This is a genomic window from Paenibacillus oryzisoli (genome assembly GCF_001653565.1).
Lineage (GTDB): Bacteria > Bacillota > Bacilli > Paenibacillales > NBRC-103111 > Paenibacillus_E > Paenibacillus_E oryzisoli.
This window is the reverse complement of the sequence record NZ_LYPB01000045.1, coordinates 63,144-85,118: the sequence shown is the minus strand read 5'-3', so window position 1 is coordinate 85,118 and position 21,975 is coordinate 63,144. Positions and strand designations below refer to the sequence as shown.

Sequence of the window (21,975 nt, the reverse complement as noted above, 5' to 3'; positions counted from 1 at the left end):
TAGTATGACCGATTGCAAGTTTAATTATCATTATATGAAAAAGCTGGATGGAAGTAAATTCAAGTTCCTGCTCGGAAGAAGCTTAGCACAATCAGCACGAAGGAGATGGAAACCATCACAATGGCCAGCAGAGCTAGATAGCGCTTCATTTGTGCCGGAAGACTGTCTTTTTTCATGATTAAAATGATCGCCAGGCAAAAGGATACAATTATAAATGTGAGTATAGATCCAGAATCGGTCATCGAAAATCATCCTTTTTCCTATAGAGTATGATACTTGTTCCAAAATATAGAATTTATATGTTCACTTAATAAATTTGATATATTTCTCCATAAACGCTCTCGTCCGCTTAGGACGGCGGAATCGTTTATTTTGTATCATACTAATTTTCGCTACGCAGGGTCAAACTCCTTTTTCAACCGGCATGTTGCATCGAATCTGTTGGCGTCTCATCGTCTTCCTCTTTCACCAGGATGAACTTGCCGCGCGAATCCATTTTGACTGTGAAACGATCCTCAGGTGAAATTTGTGCCTCTTCACTAAGCTCTTTAGGAAGTGTTAGTTGGCCGCTATCCCCGACACTTACTTGATAGCCAATCATTTTTGACCATTTGCCTGCACCCAACACAAGCACGACGAGTAATCCAATGAATAACCACTTTCCTAACGGATTGGATTCGAAGAAGGGAGCAAGGAACTTTTCGCCTGTGATCATCTTACCTGCTGTTAGTGCAAGTACACCCGCGCCGATATAAATAATCGAAGGGTACTTTTCAATCCATTTGATGAATAAAGTGCTTCCCCAGATCACAATAGGAACACTGATCAGTAGACCGAGAATGACAAGAAGGAAATTCCCGTGTGCCGCGCCAGCGACCGCGATGACATTGTCCAAACCCATGACCGCATCAGCGATGATGATGGTCCGAATGGCTGCCCACATGCTATCTTTCGCTTGCATATTGTCATGATTTTTCTTTTCGCTCAGAAGCTTATACGAAATCCATAACAGCAAGATTCCCCCGATGAGCAGTAGACCAGGTACTTTGAGCAACGTTACAACGATTAGTGTAGCTCCTGCCCGAATCACAATAGCGCCAACTGTACCCCAAAGAATGACTTTCTTTTGAGTTTCCTTTTTCAAATTCCGTGCAGCCATCCCAATCACAATTGCATTGTCCCCTGCAAGAACCAAGTCGATCAGAATAATACTTAGCAGTGAGACGAAAAAGCCTGTTGACAACCAATCCATACGAACAACTCCTTTAAGTTTTTTTTGATGCAAAAAGAGCCTAGCACCGCTTGACCGGTGAAGGCTCTCTTTCATCAAAAAAGACCTTCACCAATGAACATGGCAAAGGTCTTGCTAACAACGTTGTCGTTGCCAATAAAGCCGGGATCTGATGAGGATCCGAATTGACGACTTTACTGTATCAGCTACTCCCCTTTGGAGTGTTACTATAAGATTATACGTTACTATATGCGATGCGTTTCATAATAGTCCGAAAATTTTTCAAACGTTTTTGAATGCATCCATAATGGCTTGCCATTCTTCTTCAGTGCCCTCGAATTTATCTTTGGCAAAGCGCTCGCTAGCCCAGTGCAGCATGGCAGGACGTCCAATAAAGTTGTGGCATTCTTCGCCCCACTGATCGGAAATCTCGGTTAAGACAATTTTGGTGCCTTGAACCTCAACATTAAGCATGTTCCATTTATCTTTTTTATAAATCGTATGTCTTTTGAAGGGTTGATGCGACATGTTTTTTCCCCGTTTCTTTAATAAGCTTATATATGTCTACAATCGTATCATATATTGCCGCTATTTCCAAACGGATAGATCGTTATATTCGTTATTTCCATATTGCGCTAGGAAAGCTCTCATGATAGAATTTTCCTAATCCTTTCCAGAGGGAAGGGGTTATGAGACGAGCCGAGGAGAGATGAGCATGGAACAGAAACAAGTGTATGAGCAAGTTGGGGTTGCAATGACCTCAAGATCGTATGTTGAATATGAGAAAATGTTTATGTTGCAGACGTCAGCATTGATCGGTAAACGCGTTTTGGATGTCGCTGGTGGCGCATCTTCGTTTACAGCAGAAGCTAGGCAGCTTGGGGTATACGCAGAAGCGGTTGATCCGTTGTATGCAAAGTCGCCAAGTGCTATTTCAGCGCATGGTAGGGAAGAAATTGAGCTTGTCGCAGCTAAGATGTCCAGGTTAGTTGATGTATACGACTGGACGTTTTACGGGTCCGTCGAGCAGCATCGGGCAGGTCGTATTCAAGCGCTGCAGCGATTTGTAGAGGATTTCTCCAAGACAGATGGATCAGCCAGATATCATATAGCTGGTTTACCTTCCTTGCCATTCGAAACGCAGAGCTTTGATCTCGTTATGTGCAGTCATTTCCTCTTTCTATATGAAGAGCAGTTTGATTATGCGTTTCACGTAGAGGCCATTCGTGAGTTGCTACGTGTTTGCAAGCCAGGCGGCGAGGTAAGGATATACCCATTGATGAATTTCCGTACGGAAGAATATTCCCGGCTTCATGAACTAATCAACGAGTTCGAGTTGGCTGGATTTACGCTTCAAAAGAGAGAAGCCAGTCTACCTTTTCTACCGAATTCTCATCAATTTTTAAGCATAAAAAAGTCGCCCTCTGCATAGTGAAAAACCTTGCTACATCAACAAATTTTAGCTTATCCACCGCGGAATTTCCGTTGATTTTTCACCACTCGAATGGTATAATTTCCTTATTCGCCATAGATGGCGATATTTTTAGGAGGTTGTTCATTTGAAGGGTACAGTGAAATGGTTTAACGCAGAAAAAGGGTACGGTTTTATTTCTGTTGATGGAGGCGACGATGTATTCGTTCACTTCTCCGCAATTCAGGGCGAAGGATTCAAAACATTAGAAGAAGGCCAATCCGTTGAGTTTGATATTACTCAAGGTAACCGTGGTCCTCAAGCAGCTAACGTCACCAAATTATAAGCCAATGGGAGTCCCTACTTATAAATAGTGTCATAGCACAAGCAATAAAGACAGTTCTCGAGTTCACTCGAGGCTGTCTTTTTTGTTTGTTTTTACTATAACAAGCAATGGATTCCAGAAGCCGTTTCATTGTGGCGGGTATAAGCCATGCCATAGAATGTCGATAATTTGCGTAGCGGCTTCTCCCTCATGAGGGAACATTTTATTGCCATCGGCGTCAGTCGCATGGCCCATCATGAGGAGGGAGGTGTACGCACGTGCGATCACACGTGGGTTAACGGGACCAATTTCTCCGGAGTTAATGGACTTCTGGAATTCGGTTTCGAGTGTATCCAGAATGCCCTGCTCGGATTTGCGCATGGCTTTCATTTGCTCCTCGGAAAGTGTAGCCTCCATCTTGCGCATGAACGAATGCAGGTCGAAATCGACCGCTTTCAGATGTCCTTCGGTAATGCTGAGGAGCCTTTCGCGAAGAGAAGTTGGCTCGCTCAAACGTTTCAGGGTGACACGTCTTACGTTATCCATCAATTGAATCATGGAGGCTGTAAGAAGATCCGACTTAGAAGGGAAATAGTAGTACACAGATGCCTTCGTCACCTTGCATTCTTTGGCGATATCGTCCATGGAGACGGATTCGAACCCACGGGATAAGAACAACGGTATAGCCGTCATTAAAATTTTCTGATTCAGAGGCATGTCTCCCTGGGAAGCACGGGGTCTGCCGAGAGGCTTTGATTTTTTTTCCATATGTGTCACTCCTAGGAGGGTTCTAAAATAAAACTTGATTAATTAACTATCTAGTATATATAATTAATTATGTTACAAGAATAATTATAACACTATTTCATTTTTTAGGAGAGAGGCTACGTCATGCATGAAAATCCTTTTTTCAGTAAAATAGGCGGTATTGTCGCAGGTCGACGCAGTAAATGGGTAACATTGGCTGTATGGATTTTACTTACAGGCATTTTATCTGTCTTTCTACCTAACGTCAATTCACAAGAAAATAATGCGGCTAGACAATTGCCCACCGATTCTTGGTCTCTAGAAGCAGCAGCTTTGATGAAAGAACAATTCCCAAGCAATGAGGGCGTGCCAGCGCTTGTAGTTTGGTTTCGTGGATCAGGACTGACAGATCAAGATTTGGCAGCCGTTCAGAAGGTTTCGAAACAGCTCACGGAAGCACCTTTGGCTGCTCAAAAGGGGTTGCCTCCTTTGCATCAGATGCCAGTTCCTGCGCTTAAAGGCATGGTATCCAAGGATGGCCAGATACTCGTCCTTCCAATTTCGTTTAACGAAGGGACGGAAACGGAAGTCCTCCAGGAAGGTATGAAGAAGCTGGAAGAGATAACCGTTAGCCTATTAGGCACTGACCCTTTTGAAGCGAAAATAGAGGAAGATGGTTTACATGCGCGAATTACAGGCCCTATCGGCATTCAGACGGATGCAACGGCGTTATTCAAAGGGGCCGATTTTACGCTCTTGTTAGCAACGGTGCTGCTTGTACTTGTTCTTCTCATTTTACTATATCGCTCGCCTATTCTGGCTTTCATTCCGCTGGTTGGCGTAGGCTTCGCTTATGGCGTTATTTCACCTATTCTTGGATTCATGGCCAAACAAGGTTGGATCACGATAGATGCGCAGTCGATCTCCATTATGACAGTCCTATTGTTTGGAGCAGGAACTGATTATTGTCTCTTCTTCGTTGCTCGCTACCGCCAGGCCCTTCTGGTTGAGAAAGACAAATATTCCGCACTACGTGTTTCATTCGGTGGCTCAACAGGTGCGATCGGGATGAGCGGACTCACCGTAATTGTTTCCTTACTGGGCTTATTATTTGCTCATTATGGTTCCAATCATCGGTTCGCGATACCGTTTAGTGTAGCCATCTTCATTATGGCCATTGCGAGTCTAACACTTGTACCAGCACTTCTTGCCATTATTGGACGCGTGTCTTTCTACCCATTCATTCCTTTAACAGCAGAAATGAGAGCGGAGAAAGAAGCACGCAAAGGGAAACGCATTCGCGAGCAGAAGCCTGTTGGTGCAATGAATGCGGCGCTTGGCCGAGTTGTCACGGAAAGACCCAAAAGCGTACTCGCTATTTCACTAATTATCCTTATCGCGTTGGCAGCCTTTGCCCCGCAAATTAAGTTTACTTATAACATCTTGGAATCATTTCCTTCCACAATGCCGTCACGAGAAGGCTTCAGCTTGTTGTCAGAGCATGTTTCACCAGGGTCACTTGCACCAGTAAAAGTGGTCGTTAATACGGAAGGAAAGACAGCAGACATCCAAGGAGCGCTTGCTGCATTACCTTATGTGGAATCGGTGAGCAAACCAGAGGATAGTAAGAAGGACGCTAATTATAAGGCGTATGAATTGATTTTCAAACAAGACCCCTACGACTTGGATATCATCAATCGAATTCCAGAGATTCGAGGCACATTGGAACAAAAGTTAACTGAGGCGGGTATATCTAACCCACAGGTTTGGGTAGGAGGAGAGACAGCAACTCAGTATGATACCAAAACCGTCGTGGAGCGGGATACGAAAATTGTCATCCCTGTTGTTATCACGGTAATCGCAATTCTATTACTAATTTACTTACGTTCCATTGTTGCTACCGTCTATCTAATTGCAACGGTATTGCTTTCCTATTACTCGGCGTTAGGTGCAGGGTGGCTAATCTTGCATTATTTCATGGATACCTCAGCGATCCAAGGGTTGATACCTCTGTATGCATTCGTCTTCCTCGTTGCGCTAGGTGAGGACTATAATATCTTCATGATTTCGAGCATCTGGCAGGAAAAAAATCGGATGAAACTGAAGGATGCGATCCGTTTAGGCGTAAGCTCAACGAGCAGTGTTATCACTTCCGCAGGCTTGATTTTGGCAGGCACCTTTGCGGTTCTAGCTTCACTACCGATTCAAGTGCTTGTGCAATTCGGTGTCATATGCGCCGTCGGTGTGATCTTAGACACATTCATCGTAAGGCCGTTCCTTGTTCCTTCCATCACGATGTTACTTGGAGATGCGGTGTTCTGGCCAAGTAAAGTGAAGCGGGCCCCGCTCGCGTCTGGTTCCAGGAATTAAGCATGGCAAAAAGGAGCTATCCGCAATTTTGCGGAGGGCTCCTTTTTAAGTGCAACTAGCTGGGGAGTTCTTTGGGATAGCGTAATGCGGTTAGTTGAGTAGCTGGATTTTCAAATAAATGTAAAAAGTACAGTTAATTTTACCAATTTACCTGCGATTTAATGAATAGATGGAAAAAGTACATCTAATTTGAGCGATATTGGTTGTTAACGCGATTTTCGTAACAATTAACTGTAGGAAATCCATCTATTGCTCCCAATTGGCGAGAAAAAACAAAAATAACAACATAAAATCCATTTAAATTATTTGTGGCGAAGAGATAGTACGTACTAACTAGTCGATAATCTCAAGGATATCGTCAATTTCTTTGCGTGCCATTTTGCCTGGTGTATCCTTTGGATAACCAAGGGAAATGACCATATTAATTTGATACTCTGCGGGAATCTCTAGATAAGCGCGGATTTGATCCTGTGCTAAGAGCACAGGGCCGGTCATAGGACATGTCGCGAGGCCTCTTGCATGCGCAGCAAGCATCAGGTTCTGCGAAGCTAAGCAAGAGCTCTTGATCCCTTCCTCGGCCCAAACATGATCATCGACCAATTGAATCGGGTCAAAAATGCGATCACGGAACTTGGATTCATAAGGTGTTGCCAAGCAAATGATGAGCACAGGTGCATTCGAGAAGGCCGTTGCGTATGGCCCGAAGGATCTGACCAGCATGCGCGCTTCTTTAGACAGCCCTTTCTCCTCGGCAGCCGCGGCACGTAGGTGCAGTTGGTCCCAAGTTAATTGCTCGATATGTTTGATCTTGTCTGTATTTCGAATGGCAATAAATTTCCATGTTTGTGAGTTGGTATCGCTGGGCGCATAGCGAGCACAGTCAATGATTTCTCGAATATCTTCTACTGCAACGGGTTGCTCGGTAAAGTTGCGAATACTGCGTCGATCAAGAACGATGGTTTTGAACTCTTCATACATCATAATAAATGTGTACCTACCTTTGCTGCTCATAATGTTCATCATGGATTAATACTTGGTACTAAGACTATATCCGTATTATAGGGGAGATCTACTTGGAGTACAACTGCCGTTACTTCTAACAAGCTCAAATGGTAAGGAAGAACCGATTCTCTTATCATCGACTAGGGAGAGCGTCTTCATTCTTTTGAAACAAATATGTGCATAGAAAGCCTATTGCAGAGGTTGTGGATAAGCACGCTGCAATGAGATAAACGGTACTTCCGCCTGCTTGGTTATAAATCCAGCCACCTGCCGTGCCGCTAATCAAACCAGCTATACTTGACCAAGCCACAGCGAAAATGGCTTGACCTGAAGAACGGTACTCATCCGGAATAATTTGACTCAAATATCGATTCGCTGTGAAGAGGAACACGCCAAATGTTAAGCTATGTAGTAGTTGTATGCCGATAACCCATATGGGATCTTGGATAAAACTCATCATAACGAATCGGAAAGCGTAAATCACACCAGCAAAGGCAAGTAACGGCAGCTCCTTAAAGCGATGCCCTTGCTTGCTCAGATAGAAAAATACAGGAATCTCGCTGAGCGCCGATGTCATCCACGCATAGCCGATGAGTGAATCTGATGCACCGAGTTGACGCATATATAAGGCCAAGAAGCCATCATTAAATCGATGTGAAACTGACATGATGATCACGAGTATCAGGAACCAAATGAACTTTTTGGAACGGATGATGTTCACCATGCCGCCAAAGGCCATCTTTTTACCGCCTGAGCGCGTATCTTTGAGTAGTAAAAGAATGATCAATGTAAATCCTATCGTGATAAAAAGCAAGAGAGGCGTAAGTCCCGTACCATAAGCACGTAGAATTAGACCAAATCCGCCAGCTGATAGTGCGAAACCAATAGAGCCATATACCCGGAAGGAGGCATAGCTTTTTCCACTCGATCGGATATGCAGCATGACTTGACTGTCATTTAATGAGTTCACTGGCTGTTGGAAGAAGAAGAACGCTGCCAAACAGACATATAACAGGGAGAACCAGCCTGCTGTAGATACCAAGATTGCAGTAACAAGCTGACCAAGGATCAAGATTATCATGATCTTCTTAACTGTTTGAAACCGGTCGCTCAAGAACCCCCACAACAGATTTGTAGCAATTCCGATCAGTGGTCCAATGGCGTATAGTAAGCCAATTTGAATCTTTGAATATCCTTTATAGTCGAAATAAAGTGGGAAGAATGTGACAACAATCCCCATCGTCATAAAAAAAGAGAACGTAAACATTTTGAGCAATCGATCATTTCTATCAATCGCGTTCGAATTTGCCAAGCGTAATCATCACCATTTCGTTACATATTTTCTTGAGGTTGATTAGGTTGTTGCACATCATTCGTGCGTTTGAGCACATAGATGACCACAAACAGTTCTGCCAACATGCCGAGCGACTGCGCTAGAGCACCAATCATCCCGTTCCAGCCAGGAACCGTTGCAATGGCAACGAATAATGTGAATACCGTAATAATAGCATTCGCAGATTGCGAGAAAACCATGATTTTTGTTTGACCGCGCAGCATGATAATCCCATTCATATAGTCAAGCCACGGAAAGACAATCGTCATAATCATGAAAATTCGCATTGCACTCAGGCTGGCGTGCTTCAGCTCCGCATTCACACCCATGACATGCGTCATAAACCAGGGGCCTATCGGTGTGTAAGCCAGTATGGCTATTAATGTTCCAGGAATAAAGCTGAGCATGAGAATGAATTTGCGTACTCGTACTGCATCTTTGCGATAGAAATTTAAGACGATTTGATGGATGTAAGAGAAGAAACTCATCACTAACTGGGTTAACGATCCAGCGATCGCAAAGGAAGAGATGGCTAGATGGATATGTGTTGTTTTGCCCAACATGGCATTTATAGAAGGTCCAATAATTACCGCGATGACAGATGAATATAATAAGGGTTTATAAAAGCTGAAAATTTGCCCCTTCGTCTCAATCGGGTGATTCGGTGCTTTCTCTGGAATAACATGCTTGAGTAAGCTTGTACCCTCCCAAATCGCAACAGCCGCTTCAATGACCATGCCGACGAGGAAAATAATGGCTCCTACTTTACCGCTTGAAACATTATCCGTTGTAATGAAGTACAAAGATAAGAGGTACATCGCGATAATTCGTACGCCCATGCCGATCGTGAGCCATTTGGTGCGCATATTGAAAATAATAATGCCATGAAACAAACAGCGCAGGCCAGAGAAGATGCTGACATACATGAGGATGCGGTAAACGCTTAATGTAGCAGCGAGCATTTCACGTTCTACACCGAAAAAGTAAAGAAACACCCATTCTCCAACCGGTGTGTAACAAAGTATGAGTCCCAGAAGAATAATACAAGCAAATACATATGAGCTGACAACGCCCATGGCACGGAACGAAATCCGATCTCTGACGAGTGCCGAGCAGGCTTGCCGCAGCAATACAACGGGTCTTTCTGTAAGTCCTAGCAGACTTAGGGGGATGGCGTAGCTGGCGATGACGACTTCCGGATTGTCAGCCCTTGCCAAGGTGCTATTAATAATAACATGTGAGAGGGTTACGAGCGTTGCAGAAAGTCCGAGGGGGAGGAAAAAGGAGATGAGCTGTTTCCATGTGATCGTTTCCTTTAATGTCGTAGCATTCATCCAAATCGCACTCCTTCGCGTGTTGCAAAACATTTCTTAAGTATATCAGAAAATGAAATGGGGATGACATACAATTTTAACTGGAAACCGAAGGTTTGAAGTGATACATTTAAAGGTAGTATGTTTCTTGAACATGACCGACAGTTTTGCCTGCAAGGAGGTACACAGAAATGAACAGCTATTTTCAGTATGATGAGAGACTTGGCATCGAGATTCCCGTTTTGGAATTGGAGTGGGACATGTATGATGCTGGTATTCGCATAAATCTTTTATTACAGTGGGAACAAATACGAGGTGCCATTCCGGATCGAATTATGAAATTGGAAGCACAAATCATTGAAAAGCAAAATAAACTCGATAAGGAAGACGATTTTGTAACCTCCTGCCGTTTGAATTCCGATATTGCTGACTTGGCTTCAATCATAAATGATCTTCATCTCTGGTTCCGAATTAATCAGGATTTGGAATCAAAAACCCACCATTAATGGTTGTCAATGAAGGGAGAATGACTGCATGCATAGCAATAAGGATGGGAATAACTGGATAGGGACGATAGCAAAGCCACTTCTGGAGCATCTCCCTGCGTTGTATCCAATTGAGGAATGGGACGTCGCCATGGATGCGCGTATCGAAGCTCTCTCTACGTCAGTGATTACGGAAGGAAGTCCTGAACAGCTCCCCTACGGGTTAGCTATTAAAGCAGGGCTGTTTCTCCTAAATGAAAGTCTAGATAAATCTCACGAGATAGCACAGGAAATTACCAATCCAACCGGCAGTTACTGGCATGCCCTGATGCACCGGATGGAAGGCGATTATAGTAACGCGAAGTACTGGTTTAACGATGTTGGTCATCATCCTATTTTTTCTAATCTAATCCAATTTGTAAGAGATAATCTATCGCTTAAAGACTTCATGGAATTGGAAAATGAAGCACTTCGACATAAGCTTGAAGTACTAGTAACATCGCCAGTTTGGAATCCATATGTATTTATTGATGTGGTTGAAATTCAGGTGTCGCTTGTTCAGAATCCTACAGTCGATAGTTGGTTACGCCAAATACAGCGATCTGAGATGCAATTACTACTTCAATTCTGCTATGAACAAAGTTGTGGAGGAAGTTTACTTGGAGCAATTGGACAAAAGTAGAATAAGGAGCCATGCGAAGGTTCCGCAAGGGCCAATCCGATTAATGATTTGTGTATATCGCTATATTTTGCCTGGTGTCGATGAGCAATTGAGTTTCTGGAAAAGTAGAGCGTCGAGTATTCCCGATGAAGAGCTTCGTACACAAGCTTTAGCAAGCATTGCAACGAAGCAATTTCATTGTCAAGGAGGAGCTGTGTATGCGGCTGCTCATTTATCGATGCGCCATATACTTATTCCGCTCATCGTCGCATTCCAGTCAATCAGCGACTACTTGGATAACTTATGCGATCGAAGCACATCGTTAGATCCTAAGGATTTTCGGCAACTGCATCAATCCATGCTAGATGCGGTAGATCCTGCGAAGCCTCTGCATGATTACTATGCGTTCAGAGATGAGAAGGAAGATGGCGGATATTTAAGAGATCTTGTTCAGCAATGCCAGACCTCGATTAGCCAGATGCCATCGTATTTGAAAGTAGCAGACCAGGTCAAAGAGTTTGTAGGTTTATATTGTGATTTGCAGGTGTACAAGCATATTCGTAAGGATTTACGCGAACCACAGCTGCATCAATGGTGGAATCATCATCACCATAAGTATCGGCAGATTGATTGGAATGAGTTTGCTGCAGCAACGGGATCAACCTTGGGCATGTTTATGTTATTTTTGGCAGCGTGTGATCCTATACTAACGGACAAGCAGGTGGAATCCATTCGCGAAGCTTATTTCCCTTATGTGTGTGGACTTCATATTCTGCTTGATTATTTAATAGATCAGGAAGAAGATATTGTAGGTGGCGACTTGAATTTCTGTACCTACTACGATTCATTAGATACAACCGTAGAGCGGATTGCTTTCATTGTCCAAGAGGCGAGGAGTAAAATTTTGTTCTTGGAACATCCGAGATTTCATCGTATGATAATCGAAGGTTTGCTTGCTCTCTATTTATCTGACCCTAAGGTCAACAGTCAACACCAAGTGAAGAAAATCTCAAAGCGTCTGATGAAAAACAGTCCTTTAACCAGGCTTTTTTTCTGGATCAATAGCATGTACATCCGTACGACATCATGAATGACATTCACAAGGATTATGAAGGAGGAAATGGAATTATGTCAGCAGTAAAATCAATAGCCGTTTTAACTAGTGGAGGAGATTCTCAGGGGATGAATGCAGCGGTTCGAGCGGTTGTTCGAAGTGCATTATACCATGGACTCGAAGTGTATGCCGTTCAGCGTGGATATCAAGGTCTAATTAACGATGATATTCGTAAAATGGACTTGCGCAGCGTAGGTGATATCATCCAGCGTGGAGGAACAATTCTCCAAACGGCTCGTTGCAAAGAATTCATGACACCTGAAGGACAGCAAATTGGTGCAGACAACTTGCGTAAACGTGGGATTGACGGTTTAGTTGTTATTGGTGGGGATGGTTCTTACCAAGGAGCAAACAAATTGGCAAAATTGGGTATTAAAACGATGGGTCTGCCAGGAACGATTGACAATGACATTCCGTTTACAGATTTCACAATTGGCTTCGACACAGCGGTTAGTATCGTAGTCGATGCGATTAATAAGCTGCGGGATACGATGACATCTCATGAACGTTCCTCTGTTGTCGAAGTTATGGGTCGTCATTGCGGTGAAATTGCCCTGTATGCTGGACTTGCCAGCGGTGCTGAAACCATCATTGTGCCAGAGGTAGATGTGGATGTTACAGAGGTTGCTAATCGGATGAAGGATAACTTCAACCATGGCAAGCGTCACAGTATTATTCTTGTAGCTGAAGGTGCAGGAACTGGTGAGGGGATTGCGAAACAGATTACGGAAACGAACGGAATCGAACCTCGTGTGACTGTTCTTGGTCATATTCAACGCGGTGGTGCGCCAACGCATAATGACCGTATACTAGCAAGCCGTTTAGGTGATTTTGCTGTTCGCAAACTGATGGAGGGTGATTCTTCCAAAGCTTGCGGTATTATCAAAGGTGAGCTTGTAGCAACAGATATCGATCTTGTTGTGAATACAAAACGTACCTTTAACATGGAGCTGTATGAATTGGCTAGCCGTTTGTCTCAATAAGCCTAATTATGAGATTCAGTGTTGATCTTCATTCGTATTTCAGCTATAATTGCGTACAACATATACATCGACATCATGTCTATGAAGAGCATCCAACTCGGAGACACTTATGACGATCGGAAGGATGTTTCCTTTCTCACTAAATAAGTCGGACCGCCCGTTATCGCGGAACCAAGCGGATGATGACCTTTCATGTCATCATCAAGTTGGGTGGCACCGCGAGCAGAACGCTCCTCGTCCCAATCGGACTGAGGGCGTTTTTTGTCTTTTTCACATATACGAAGAGGAAGCGGTGACGGGATATGCTGGATATCAAATGGATTCGTAACAACCCAGAACAAGTGAAAGCAGCAGCGATTCAAAAAGGAGTCGATTGCTACGTTGAAGAATTGCTCATGGTCGATGAGAAGAAAAGGGATTATCAGGGCCAAGTAGATTTGTTGAGAGAGGACCGTAATCGGGCCTCGGAGCAGATCGGATCGCTTATGATGCAGAGGAAAGACGCGGAGGCAGAAACCTTGAAGGAGCAAGTACGCAGCTGGAATCAAGGTTTAGTACTACTCGAAGCGGAACTGAACGCGTATGATCAGCGGTTCAAGGAGCTTATGCTGAAAATACCGAATCTAGCTTCGCCAGATACGCCAATAGGTGAGAGCGACCAAGAAAACGTAGAGCTAAAGGTTGTTGGTGATAAACCGAATTTTGAATTCGAGATGAGAGATCACCTTCAGCTAGGTGAGGCGCTAAATATCATCGATGTTGCTAGAGGAGTCAAGATAGCGGGAAGCAGGAACTATTATCTCAAGGGAATGGGGCTTTATTTGCATAGGGCTGTTCAACAATTGGCGGTAGACCTGCTAACGGATCGTGGCTTTACGGTTATGGATGTGCCGCTTATGGTACGGGAGGAAACGTTACTCAATGCAGCTTTCTTCCCAACTGGTAAAGATCAAACGTATGAGCTTCCTGAGGACAACACATGGCTGGTGGGTACATCGGAAGGTCCATTAGTTTCGTACTTTGCTGGAGAAATCGTGGATCTCACGGAGGGGCCAATTCAGTTAGCGGCTGTGTCGAATTGCTTCCGGAAAGAAGCGGGCTCGGCGGGAAGAGATGTGCGGGGGTTATATCGTGTCCATCAATTTGCGAAGGTTGAGCAGGTAATCCTTTGTGAAAATAATAGGGATGAGGCAGAGCGCATGCTGCAGGCAATCACACGGAATGCGGAGGATTTACTTGCATGTTTAGAACTGCCTTATCGCGTTGTAGCCGTTTGTTCGGGAGACATGGGTGCCAAGAACTACAAACAATTCGATATCGAAACGTGGATGCCCAGCCGCGGGGCATACGGTGAAACGCATTCTTCGTCAAGCCTACTGGATTTCCAAGCTAGACGCAGTAATTTGCGGTATCGGGATCAAGAAGGTGTATTGCGCTATTGTTACACACTGAATAATACAGCTGTTGCTTCGCCACGAATCCTTATTCCACTACTGGAAAATCACCAACAGGCGGATGGCTCGATTTATATTCCACCAGCGTTGCGACCGTATATGCGAGGTTTGGAAGCGATTCGCGTTTAAAAAAAGAAAGCCACTTATCCTCAGTGTTACAGTAGGATAAGTGGCTTTATCTGCCTTCCGTGTCTAATAACCTTCTGTTAGATCCACTACATTGATCATTTCTCCACCGTCCAGCATCACGCGCAAATTGTGGTAGAAAATGGTGGACACGCGATCTGTATAATGAACAGATGACCCAGCAATATGGGGGGTTAGGATGACATTCTTCATACCCCAAATTGGGGAAGTAGCGGGTAACGGCTCTTGCTCAAAAACATCTAAAGCTGCGCCAGCAAGTTTGCCTTCTTGCAAGGCTTGAATCAATGCATGTTCATCGAGCACATCGCCGCGAGCCAAATTAATGAAGAAAGCACTAGGCTTCATAAGGGCTAGATGTTCTTTTTGCAAGAAGCCTCGCGTTTTCGTCGTACTTGGAAGCAGAACGATAATGAAATCGCTTTGTGTTAGCAGTAATTGTAGACCTTCTTCACCGTGAACTGTCGTATCAAAGGCTGCTTGTGGTACCCCGGAACGATTCAAACCAATGACTGACATATCGAATGCTTTGGCCTTTCGAGCAACCGCTTCACCGATGGCTCCAGCCCCGATAATGCCTAGTGTTTTACCATGCAATTCACCGAAGCGAACTTGATTATCCCACACTTGCCCTTGCTGATTATCATGAAGTAAATTAGCTTTCCGAACCCATTGCAGCATGAGACTCAAAGCAAATTCACTCATTTGAATGGTGTGAACACCTCTAGCATTCGTAACCGTTACTTGACGTTTAGCCAGCTCTGCAAGTGGCAGTTTATCAACCCCAGCGGATAAGGTTTGCACCCACTTTAACTTAGAGGCGCGACTTACGATGTCAGGGTGTAATCGACCTGCTGAGATGATCACGTCAGCGTCAGGGAGCATGTCGCCAGCATCCTTAGAAGAGGCAAACCAATGAAACTCGATGCGTTCTTTCAAATCTGGCGGGATTTGCTCTCTCATTGAAGTTAGATTCATACCTGTCACAGCAACTATTTTCAGCATATCATCACATCCTTATTAGTATTGAAAAGAATACTACCATGATAAATGAAATGGAAACCGAAAGTAAACACGGACCCTCTGTAAAAATCCCCCGAGCGCATAGGGATGCTCTCGGGGGATTATCACATGTGACGATTAATAATTGACGTTAGCCGTGTAATTATTGTTGGCATTCCACAACAAATACTCATTGACGCCGTTATCCTTCAAAGCTCGAATTTGCTCATCTAATTCATGCTTGCCGTATTTAATATAGCCTGGTACCCAAGAAGCAGTAAAGTCTTGTATCCAAGGTCGGACAACAGGCTTCCAACCCTTTTTGTCAATAGCTTCGAGCTTCTTCGTTGTATCCTTGGAAGCGCCATTGATAGTGGCATACGGTGCAGCATCAGGTACTTTGGAGCCGAACCAACCTGTGCTGTAATGGCTTGGATAAATCATTGGAGCGATAACATCGACATTTTGTGAAATTTTCTCGAAATCTTGACCAATACCTTCAGCAGCAGGCACAGAAGCTGCGTATCCGAAAATGTCGACCGAGACGCGAACACCTAATGGAGATAATTGCTCTCTCGCATATTTGACGAAAGAAGAGACTGCATCAATCCGTGAACGCTCATCTTTGGTATATTTGAGAACATCCGCGCGTTTCTCGAAGCCTTCTGGGAAACGGACATAATCAAACTGAATTTCTTTGAAGCCTGCTTTGACAGCTTCTTTGGCTACAGCGATATTGTAATCCCATACATCTTTGCTGTACGGATTGACAAAGCTGTCAGCCGGTTTTTTCCCGTTATCCCACAGCGTGCCGTCTGGATTAACGAAAGACAATTCCGGTTTTTTCTTGGCAAGGATGGTGTCTTTGAATACAACAATTCGAGCAATTGGATAAATGTTATGCTCTTGAAGTGTTGTCATCAAACCTGGCATATTGCCAATAATTTTCTGAGTTGTTCCCAATGCATCGAGTTCTGCATTCCCAGTTTCCCAAGTGATGTAGCCCCAGTCATCTTTCACATCAATAACCATGGCATTCAAATCGGTATCATCAAGAAGTTTTACGAGCGTATTAAGTCGTGAGCCGCCAGCACTGTGAGCAGTGGAGTAGATCCCTTTAACGATAGGGGCATCTTTCTGTGGATCTACCTTATTGACAGGTGCGAGTGGATCCGTAGTATCCGCAGGAGTCGTAGGGTTGACGGGTTGAACGATAGCAACAGCGTTCTTCGCATCTAGCGAAGCTTGCACAAGCTGTTCAAAGCTTGCATCGGGGTTAGCAGCCGTGACATTCCCCCAAATGAGGGCAAGTGAGGCAAGTAAAATTTCCATGATGTATAAGTCCACTCCAATCCTTGTTTCTAGCTTTTATTATAAGCCAAGCGGGAAACTACGCACAGAGGAAATTTGTAGGCTTTTGTAGAAGTTTGTATGAGTCATTTGGCACAGATGAAACAGTCTTAAGTAGGATTTAAAATAAAAACACCTAGAAGCTTGGCCTCCAGGTGCTTGGACTTACTTATTCGATTCGCTATTCGATACTTCGGGATTAATTTCTTTCCGTGCAAGCGTAGGTTGATCATCTGCTGATGAGTTATTGCCGTTTCCATTTGTTGCATCTTTGAACTCGCGGAACATTTTGCCGAAACCTCGTCCAAGCTCTGGCAGTTTATTAGGCCCAAATAAAAGCAGGGCAACGATCGCAATGAGAATGATGTGCCAAGGAGATAGAGCTCCCATTCCAGACACCTCCAGTAAAGTTTATGTTACCTATAGTATATCATGGACTTATCATAACCCATATAGCCTATTTATTACAATTTTAATAACATGATACGCAAAAGATATGCAAAAAAGACACCCTTAATGGTACAGGGTGTCCTTATGATGTTCCGAAATGCTAAATTGAATAATTTCCATGACATCTTCCGCTGCGAGTGCCTCTATACCGAATCTTAGTACGATCTCGGATTCCAACTCATTGTTGGTTAAAGAGGGATACAACTCGGGCGTTAATTTCATTACAATCCTGGATAATTTGACTGTCTCCACAAGCATCACCCTTCCAATCAGAAGATTAGAATAAGAACTACGCCTGAACCTACCATCGATGAAAACCAGAACTATATGAAATTATATTCATTATAACACAATTCAAAATGGAATAAAGGGGCAGTTGGCTAATTTATCAATGGGGCTTTCGAAATTCCCCTACAACGCCGACAGTTTCCACAATATTTACGAACGCTTTCGGGTCAATTTCTTTAATAATTCGCTTTAATTCCACGAGTTCATATCGCGTCGTAACCGTCATTAGCATATCATGCTGCTGCTTTGTATAGGCACCTTCCGTTTTAATAAGTGTTACCCCTCTAGGGATCATAAGCAGCTTATTAATAATGGCATCCCTATGCTTCGTTACAATGAACGCGGTTACTTTAATATGGCGGATATGTATCATATCAACAGTTTTCCCGCTAATGAAAATTGCTAACATTGAAAATAATGCAAGATCCCAGTTATCTTTGAAATAACCAAGTGCGACAATAACAATTCCGTTCATGGAAGATAGGATAGTGCCAAGAGGGAAATCGTATTTCCGGGTTAAAATGAGGCCGACAATATCGAAGCCGCCGCTGGAGCCGCCAATACGTAGCGTAATTCCACTGCCGATTCCGATGAGAACACCGCCAAATACTGCACCTAGCATGGAATCTTTGGCTACGAAGTTCATAGGGATTAATTGCATCATCCAAGTCGTCAACACGACTGAGGCAACACTAATTATGATGAATCGTTTACCAATGGATACAAGTCCCCAGATCATGAGAGGCATATTAAACAATAAATAAAGAAAGCCGATATTATAATCCGTAAAATATCCAATAATCATTGCTATCCCCGAAACACCACCGCTAAGCAACTGATGGGGAATAAGGAACATATTGAAGCCAACTGCGACAAGCAGTGCGCCAACTAGAATGATTACAACGTCTAGCGCCTTTTTCAAAACAAATCACCTCTAAAATAGTATGCAGCATATTGCAAGTATAATTCATTCTTATAAAACTGCAATCATTATTTAGACGATGGTTAATTAATTCGAAAAACATAAAAAAGCTGTGTCCAAAAGATGGACAGCAGCTTATTCGTGAAATTTATCGGCGCTTGAAGGAGCCTGTTTTCTTGGTTGTACTTGGCTTGCTTGTACTTGATTTACTTGAAGATGGCTTCGTTACTTTGTTAGTCGTTGAACCATCATTCTTCCGGGCCGTTGAAGAGCTTCCAGAGCTTGGATTTGCTGCACCACTCGTGAAACCTCCCGTACGATCGGATGTTGTGGGTTTCGTTGCTTTGGTTGAACCATTGGTTGAACCTGTATTTGGTGTTGTTGCCTTATAAGTTGGCGTCTTCGTGTAGCCGCGGTAATCATATGAAGCTCCTCTATTGTTATTCCATCCGCCACCGAAAATGGATTGAAGCAGCGTAGCGGTTAAATAGCCTTGCAAGAAGGAGGAGTCATAATGAGTCTTGGCATATTCAATGCTATCGAGCTGAACTAAAGTATTGTTACTATCACTTGGATCTTTCTGGATATTAATAACCTTGTCCCTATAGACAAGGAACATCTGATCATCAGATTCTTTACTCTTCTCTTTGGGTGTTTCTTTGGCAGCCAGTTCATTGGCAACTGTGGGTACGTTCTTGCCTTCAACCGCGTAAACCTTAGACATGGTGGTTCCCTTGCCATCAACACTTACTAAAGGATATTCATCCTTGATATAACGTCCGGCATCTGCGCCACAAGCGGTAAGAAGAGCGATAATAAGGATGAAGGAAAGCCATGAAGTCCATCTCTTCATTGTCTTGTAGTCCTCCTTTCAGGGGTGTTTCGGAAACATGCTTTCATGATAACATAGCTTTATCGTCATCAGTGTCGATTTTAAGAATTTTTCAAAAATTTTATCTGGTTGCCTGGGGTACGTTCGCCTTCTAGAGCAATGAATTTACCGTCTTGCCATTGTAGGAAGAAGAAGCGCTGGTCCGGTCCAAAATATCGCCAAAATATGATATCATCGCCACTGCGGAAATCGGTGTTGCCCTCTGTTCGTGAAACGTCGTTGCGATGAAATTCCAGATCAAAAGTGACATCGCCATCTAACTCTAATCGCGTAGGAACATCATTGGGATCATCCAAAGCTCCTTCGATAAAGCTGCAAAGGAAGCAGTCGTAGGTTCTGCCTTTTTCCACAATCAAGCACTGAATATTTTTGCCGCTTTGTAGATAATAAGCGTAGCGATGTGGCTCAAAGCCGCGGTCAAAATAGATGACTTTACCGGAGATGACGTATTCTTCTAAGTCTACACTGACGATATCGCCAACACGTGCGACTTCCAAAGGATTACCTGCGGATGCGGTAGAAGGTGGTTGCTCCTTATTACTGCGTAGAATGTTGCTGACACGTTTAAATATGGACATAGAAACTCTCCTCTGTTCGATTCCGTTTTATTGTTCTCCCCTTTAATACGAGTTGCTTATTCATTCGGTTTCGTTCGAATCGTTAAAAGTAGCCACTGGCAATGTGTATATCACTTGTGCTATAATATTTTAGATGTTCTTAAGGGCGGCCAGTTGGATCATGGAAGATGACGAATCGAAAGTGTATTCCACCAAGAAACTATAGAGACGGATAGGAAGTCGTACTTAAGGGTAAAAAAGATACAAGGCATTAGCCTGCCCTGTACAAAAGGAGATTGAATTTATTTGAAAACATTTCAGGAGTTTGGTTTAGACGCATCAGTACTACGTGCGATTACGGAGATGGGCTTTGAAGAGTCCACACCCATTCAAGAGAAAACAATACCACTGGCCATGGAAGGCCGTGATTTGATCGGGCAAGCACAGACGGGAACTGGTAAAACGGCAGCATTCGGTATTCCGCTAGTTAATAAAATCAATGTAAAAGAAGAGCGTATTTCAGCTTTGATCATGTGTCCTACACGGGAACTTGCCATTCAGGTTGCGGAAGAGATTGAAAAACTCGGTCGTTTCAAAGGCATTCGTTCCTTGCCAATTTACGGTGGACAGGATATCGTGAAACAAATTCGTGCTTTGAAAAAGAAACCACAAATCATTATCGGAACACCAGGACGTCTTCTTGACCATATTAACCGCAAAACGATTAAACTTGATGATGTACAAACGGTTATTTTGGATGAAGCAGATGAAATGCTCGATATGGGCTTCATGGACGATATCCAATCTATTCTTAAATTAGTTCCTTCAGAACGCCACACAATGTTGTTCTCTGCAACGATGCCGACGAACATTCAGAAATTGGCTCAACAATTCCTTACAAACCCAGAGCATGTTTCGGTTATCCCGAAACAAGTTAGTGCTCCTTTGATCGAGCAAGCTTACATTGAATTGCATGAGAAACAAAAGTTCGAAGCGCTTAGCCGTTTGATCGACATGGAAGCACCAGACTTGGCAATTATCTTCGGACGCACGAAGCGTCGGGTAGATGAGTTGGCTGAAGCTCTTCAAAAGAGAGGGTATGCCGCTGAGGGTCTTCATGGTGACTTGTCCCAAAATCAACGTGATAACGTCATGAGAAAATTCCGTGATGGCAGTATCGATGTTCTAGTAGCAACTGACGTAGCTGCTCGTGGACTAGATGTATCTGGTGTTACACACGTTATTAACTTTGACCTTCCGCAAGATCCAGAGAGCTACGTTCACCGTATCGGCCGTACAGGTCGTGCAGGTAAAGAGGGTACGGCTTGGACTTTCGTAACGCCACGTGAGATCGATCACCTTCACTTTATTGAGAAGGTTACACGCCACAAAATCAACAAAAAACCTTTGCCAAGCGTTGCTGAAGCAGTAGAAGGCAAACAAAAAATGACAGCTGAGCGTATTCTGGATATGCTTCAAAAAGAAGAGCATGGCGAATTTAAAGGTCTTGCAATCCAAATGCTTGAGCAATACGATTCCGTTAACTTGCTTGCAGCAGCGATGAAACTTCTTACAGGTGACAAGAAAGATCTTGCGATTGAATTGACACCAGAGGATCCGATTCGTGCAAGAAAGAAAAAATTCGATGTTCGCAGCTCAGGTAGACGTGTTGGCGGCGGATACGGTTCAGGATCAGGTTCAAGCGATCGTCGTCAAGGTGGCGGCTATGGTGGCTCCGGTTCAGGCAACTCCTCCAGCAGTGGCTCACGTTACCCGCGTAAGGATAGCAGAGACTACGGTTCAAACAGAGAAGGCGGAAGCAGTTCAACATCGAGAAACCGCGAATACGGAAGCAATAACTCCGGAAATCGTGATCGTTCCAGAGCGCCGCGTAAAAGTGAAGATACACTTGTAAATAAATAAGATGCAGCATGAAGAAAG

The 21,975-nt window shown here is 43.7% G+C and carries 22 protein-coding genes and 1 pseudogene; 9 read left to right on the top strand and 14 right to left on the bottom strand.

The annotated features are described in order from the left end of the window. Window positions 1–59 precede the first annotated feature (59 nt). The 3 genes and pseudogenes from A8708_RS03615 to A8708_RS03605 all read right to left on the bottom strand — a co-directional run bounded on the left by A8708_RS03615 (window position 60) and on the right by A8708_RS03605 (window position 1,759). Entirely contained in the window at window positions 60–242 is a 183-nt protein-coding gene (locus A8708_RS03615; RefSeq protein ID WP_068662152.1) for a hypothetical protein, read from the bottom strand. 368 nt (window positions 243–610) lie between these two features. Further along, window positions 611–1,252: pseudogene (locus tag A8708_RS03610) on the bottom strand (TerC family protein); the annotation flags it as partial. A gap of 261 nt (window positions 1,253–1,513) precedes the next feature. After that, window positions 1,514–1,759: a hypothetical protein gene (locus tag A8708_RS03605; RefSeq protein WP_068662150.1), complete on the bottom strand. Its 246-nt coding sequence runs from the start codon at window positions 1,757–1,759 to the stop codon at window positions 1,514–1,516. A 187-nt stretch (window positions 1,760–1,946) separates the two neighbouring features. On the opposite strand from A8708_RS03605, the gene A8708_RS03600 reads away from it, so the two are divergent. Together A8708_RS03600 and A8708_RS03595 are read left to right on the top strand one after the other, a co-directional pair. Then, the gene (locus A8708_RS03600) at window positions 1,947–2,663 is read left to right on the top strand and encodes a class I SAM-dependent methyltransferase (protein WP_068662149.1); all 717 of its coding nucleotides are present in this window, start codon (window positions 1,947–1,949) and stop codon (window positions 2,661–2,663) included. Window positions 2,664–2,790: 127 nt separating this feature from the next. After that, window positions 2,791–2,988, top strand: a complete 198-nt coding sequence (locus A8708_RS03595) for a cold shock domain-containing protein (protein WP_028556542.1) — start codon at window positions 2,791–2,793, stop codon at window positions 2,986–2,988. Window positions 2,989–3,114: 126 nt separating this feature from the next. Here A8708_RS03595 and A8708_RS03590 read toward each other — a convergent pair whose 3' ends face one another. Beyond that, window positions 3,115–3,735 (bottom strand): TetR/AcrR family transcriptional regulator, encoded by a 621-nt coding sequence (locus A8708_RS03590; RefSeq protein WP_068662148.1) that lies wholly within the window; start codon window positions 3,733–3,735, stop codon window positions 3,115–3,117. A gap of 123 nt (window positions 3,736–3,858) precedes the next feature. Between A8708_RS03590 and A8708_RS03585 the strand changes: the two genes are divergently transcribed. Continuing rightward, window positions 3,859–6,084: an MMPL family transporter gene (locus tag A8708_RS03585; protein WP_068662147.1), complete on the top strand. Its 2,226-nt coding sequence runs from the start codon at window positions 3,859–3,861 to the stop codon at window positions 6,082–6,084. Window positions 6,085–6,417: 333 nt separating this feature from the next. Here the strand turns inward: A8708_RS03585 and A8708_RS03580 are convergent, their stop codons facing one another. The 3 genes from A8708_RS03580 to A8708_RS03570 all read right to left on the bottom strand — a co-directional run bounded on the left by A8708_RS03580 (window position 6,418) and on the right by A8708_RS03570 (window position 9,753). After that, window positions 6,418–7,065 (bottom strand): nitroreductase family protein, encoded by a 648-nt coding sequence (locus tag A8708_RS03580; RefSeq protein WP_068662178.1) that lies wholly within the window; start codon window positions 7,063–7,065, stop codon window positions 6,418–6,420. 154 nt (window positions 7,066–7,219) lie between these two features. Next, window positions 7,220–8,398 carry an MFS transporter gene (locus A8708_RS03575; RefSeq protein WP_239696517.1) on the bottom strand — a complete coding sequence of 393 codons (1,179 nt, stop codon included), beginning with the start codon at window positions 8,396–8,398 and terminating at the stop codon, window positions 7,220–7,222. Window positions 8,399–8,418: 20 nt separating this feature from the next. Beyond that, complete coding sequence (locus A8708_RS03570) at window positions 8,419–9,753, bottom strand: multi antimicrobial extrusion protein MatE (protein ID WP_068662146.1); 1,335 nt, start codon at window positions 9,751–9,753, stop codon at window positions 8,419–8,421. Between the two features lie 170 nt (window positions 9,754–9,923). Between A8708_RS03570 and A8708_RS03565 the strand changes: the two genes are divergently transcribed. The 5 genes from A8708_RS03565 to serS all read left to right on the top strand — a co-directional run bounded on the left by A8708_RS03565 (window position 9,924) and on the right by serS (window position 14,558). Next, window positions 9,924–10,238, top strand: coding sequence for a MerR family transcriptional regulator (locus tag A8708_RS03565; protein WP_068662145.1), 315 nt, complete (start codon window positions 9,924–9,926; stop codon window positions 10,236–10,238). Window positions 10,239–10,266: 28 nt separating this feature from the next. Continuing rightward, window positions 10,267–10,899: a hypothetical protein gene (locus A8708_RS03560; protein WP_068662144.1), complete on the top strand. Its 633-nt coding sequence runs from the start codon at window positions 10,267–10,269 to the stop codon at window positions 10,897–10,899. A gap of 43 nt (window positions 10,900–10,942) precedes the next feature. Then, entirely contained in the window at window positions 10,943–11,968 is a 1,026-nt protein-coding gene (locus tag A8708_RS03555; RefSeq protein WP_082927249.1) for a tetraprenyl-beta-curcumene synthase family protein, read from the top strand. A 38-nt stretch (window positions 11,969–12,006) separates the two neighbouring features. After that, window positions 12,007–12,975, top strand: a complete 969-nt coding sequence (gene pfkA, locus A8708_RS03550) for a 6-phosphofructokinase (protein WP_068662142.1) — start codon at window positions 12,007–12,009, stop codon at window positions 12,973–12,975. Window positions 12,976–13,277: 302 nt separating this feature from the next. Then, window positions 13,278–14,558 carry a serine--tRNA ligase gene (gene serS, locus A8708_RS03545; RefSeq protein WP_068662141.1) on the top strand — a complete coding sequence of 427 codons (1,281 nt, stop codon included), beginning with the start codon at window positions 13,278–13,280 and terminating at the stop codon, window positions 14,556–14,558. Window positions 14,559–14,621: 63 nt separating this feature from the next. Here the strand turns inward: serS and A8708_RS03540 are convergent, their stop codons facing one another. The 7 genes from A8708_RS03540 to A8708_RS03510 form a co-directional block, all read right to left on the bottom strand. Continuing rightward, the gene (locus tag A8708_RS03540; protein ID WP_068662140.1) at window positions 14,622–15,578 is read right to left on the bottom strand and encodes a D-2-hydroxyacid dehydrogenase; all 957 of its coding nucleotides are present in this window, start codon (window positions 15,576–15,578) and stop codon (window positions 14,622–14,624) included. A gap of 135 nt (window positions 15,579–15,713) precedes the next feature. Further along, complete coding sequence (locus A8708_RS03535; RefSeq protein WP_068662139.1) at window positions 15,714–16,907, bottom strand: putative glycoside hydrolase; 1,194 nt, start codon at window positions 16,905–16,907, stop codon at window positions 15,714–15,716. 183 nt (window positions 16,908–17,090) lie between these two features. After that, window positions 17,091–17,315, bottom strand: coding sequence for a Sec-independent protein translocase subunit TatA/TatB (locus A8708_RS03530; RefSeq protein ID WP_068662138.1), 225 nt, complete (start codon window positions 17,313–17,315; stop codon window positions 17,091–17,093). A 123-nt stretch (window positions 17,316–17,438) separates the two neighbouring features. After that, window positions 17,439–17,633, bottom strand: coding sequence for a hypothetical protein (locus tag A8708_RS03525; protein ID WP_068662137.1), 195 nt, complete (start codon window positions 17,631–17,633; stop codon window positions 17,439–17,441). A 130-nt stretch (window positions 17,634–17,763) separates the two neighbouring features. Then, window positions 17,764–18,585 (bottom strand): YitT family protein, encoded by an 822-nt coding sequence (locus tag A8708_RS03520; RefSeq protein WP_068662136.1) that lies wholly within the window; start codon window positions 18,583–18,585, stop codon window positions 17,764–17,766. 148 nt (window positions 18,586–18,733) lie between these two features. After that, window positions 18,734–19,438 carry a DUF4247 domain-containing protein gene (locus A8708_RS03515; RefSeq protein ID WP_068662135.1) on the bottom strand — a complete coding sequence of 235 codons (705 nt, stop codon included), beginning with the start codon at window positions 19,436–19,438 and terminating at the stop codon, window positions 18,734–18,736. Window positions 19,439–19,518: 80 nt separating this feature from the next. Further along, window positions 19,519–20,055, bottom strand: a complete 537-nt coding sequence (locus tag A8708_RS03510) for a DUF4178 domain-containing protein (protein WP_068662134.1) — start codon at window positions 20,053–20,055, stop codon at window positions 19,519–19,521. A gap of 285 nt (window positions 20,056–20,340) precedes the next feature. Here A8708_RS03510 and A8708_RS03505 point away from each other — a divergent pair, with 285 nt between their 5' ends. Next, window positions 20,341–21,957, top strand: a complete 1,617-nt coding sequence (locus A8708_RS03505; RefSeq protein WP_068662133.1) for a DEAD/DEAH box helicase — start codon at window positions 20,341–20,343, stop codon at window positions 21,955–21,957. Window positions 21,958–21,975 lie beyond the last annotated feature (18 nt).

Excerpts from the sequence above, each read along its gene's own strand:
- A8708_RS03615 (WP_068662152.1), bottom strand. The coding sequence starts at position 242 with ATGACCGATTCTGGATCTATACTCACATTTATAATTGTATCCTTTTGC.
- A8708_RS03605 (WP_068662150.1), bottom strand. The coding sequence starts at position 1,759 with ATGTCGCATCAACCCTTCAAAAGACATACGATTTATAAAAAAGATAAA.
- A8708_RS03600 (WP_068662149.1), top strand. The coding sequence starts at position 1,947 with ATGGAACAGAAACAAGTGTATGAGCAAGTTGGGGTTGCAATGACCTCA.
- A8708_RS03590 (WP_068662148.1), bottom strand. The coding sequence starts at position 3,735 with ATGGAAAAAAAATCAAAGCCTCTCGGCAGACCCCGTGCTTCCCAGGGA.
- A8708_RS03585 (WP_068662147.1), top strand. The coding sequence starts at position 3,859 with ATGCATGAAAATCCTTTTTTCAGTAAAATAGGCGGTATTGTCGCAGGT.
- A8708_RS03580 (WP_068662178.1), bottom strand. The coding sequence starts at position 7,065 with ATGATGTATGAAGAGTTCAAAACCATCGTTCTTGATCGACGCAGTATT.
- A8708_RS03570 (WP_068662146.1), bottom strand. The coding sequence starts at position 9,753 with ATGAATGCTACGACATTAAAGGAAACGATCACATGGAAACAGCTCATC.
- A8708_RS03565 (WP_068662145.1), top strand. The coding sequence starts at position 9,924 with ATGAACAGCTATTTTCAGTATGATGAGAGACTTGGCATCGAGATTCCC.
- A8708_RS03560 (WP_068662144.1), top strand. The coding sequence starts at position 10,267 with ATGCATAGCAATAAGGATGGGAATAACTGGATAGGGACGATAGCAAAG.
- A8708_RS03555 (WP_082927249.1), top strand. The coding sequence starts at position 10,943 with ATGATTTGTGTATATCGCTATATTTTGCCTGGTGTCGATGAGCAATTG.
- pfkA (WP_068662142.1), top strand. The coding sequence starts at position 12,007 with ATGTCAGCAGTAAAATCAATAGCCGTTTTAACTAGTGGAGGAGATTCT.
- serS (WP_068662141.1), top strand. The coding sequence starts at position 13,278 with ATGCTGGATATCAAATGGATTCGTAACAACCCAGAACAAGTGAAAGCA.
- A8708_RS03540 (WP_068662140.1), bottom strand. The coding sequence starts at position 15,578 with ATGCTGAAAATAGTTGCTGTGACAGGTATGAATCTAACTTCAATGAGA.
- A8708_RS03535 (WP_068662139.1), bottom strand. The coding sequence starts at position 16,907 with ATGGAAATTTTACTTGCCTCACTTGCCCTCATTTGGGGGAATGTCACG.
- A8708_RS03530 (WP_068662138.1), bottom strand. The coding sequence starts at position 17,315 with ATGGGAGCTCTATCTCCTTGGCACATCATTCTCATTGCGATCGTTGCC.
- A8708_RS03525 (WP_068662137.1), bottom strand. The coding sequence starts at position 17,633 with ATGCTTGTGGAGACAGTCAAATTATCCAGGATTGTAATGAAATTAACG.
- A8708_RS03515 (WP_068662135.1), bottom strand. The coding sequence starts at position 19,438 with ATGAAGAGATGGACTTCATGGCTTTCCTTCATCCTTATTATCGCTCTT.
- A8708_RS03510 (WP_068662134.1), bottom strand. The coding sequence starts at position 20,055 with ATGTCCATATTTAAACGTGTCAGCAACATTCTACGCAGTAATAAGGAG.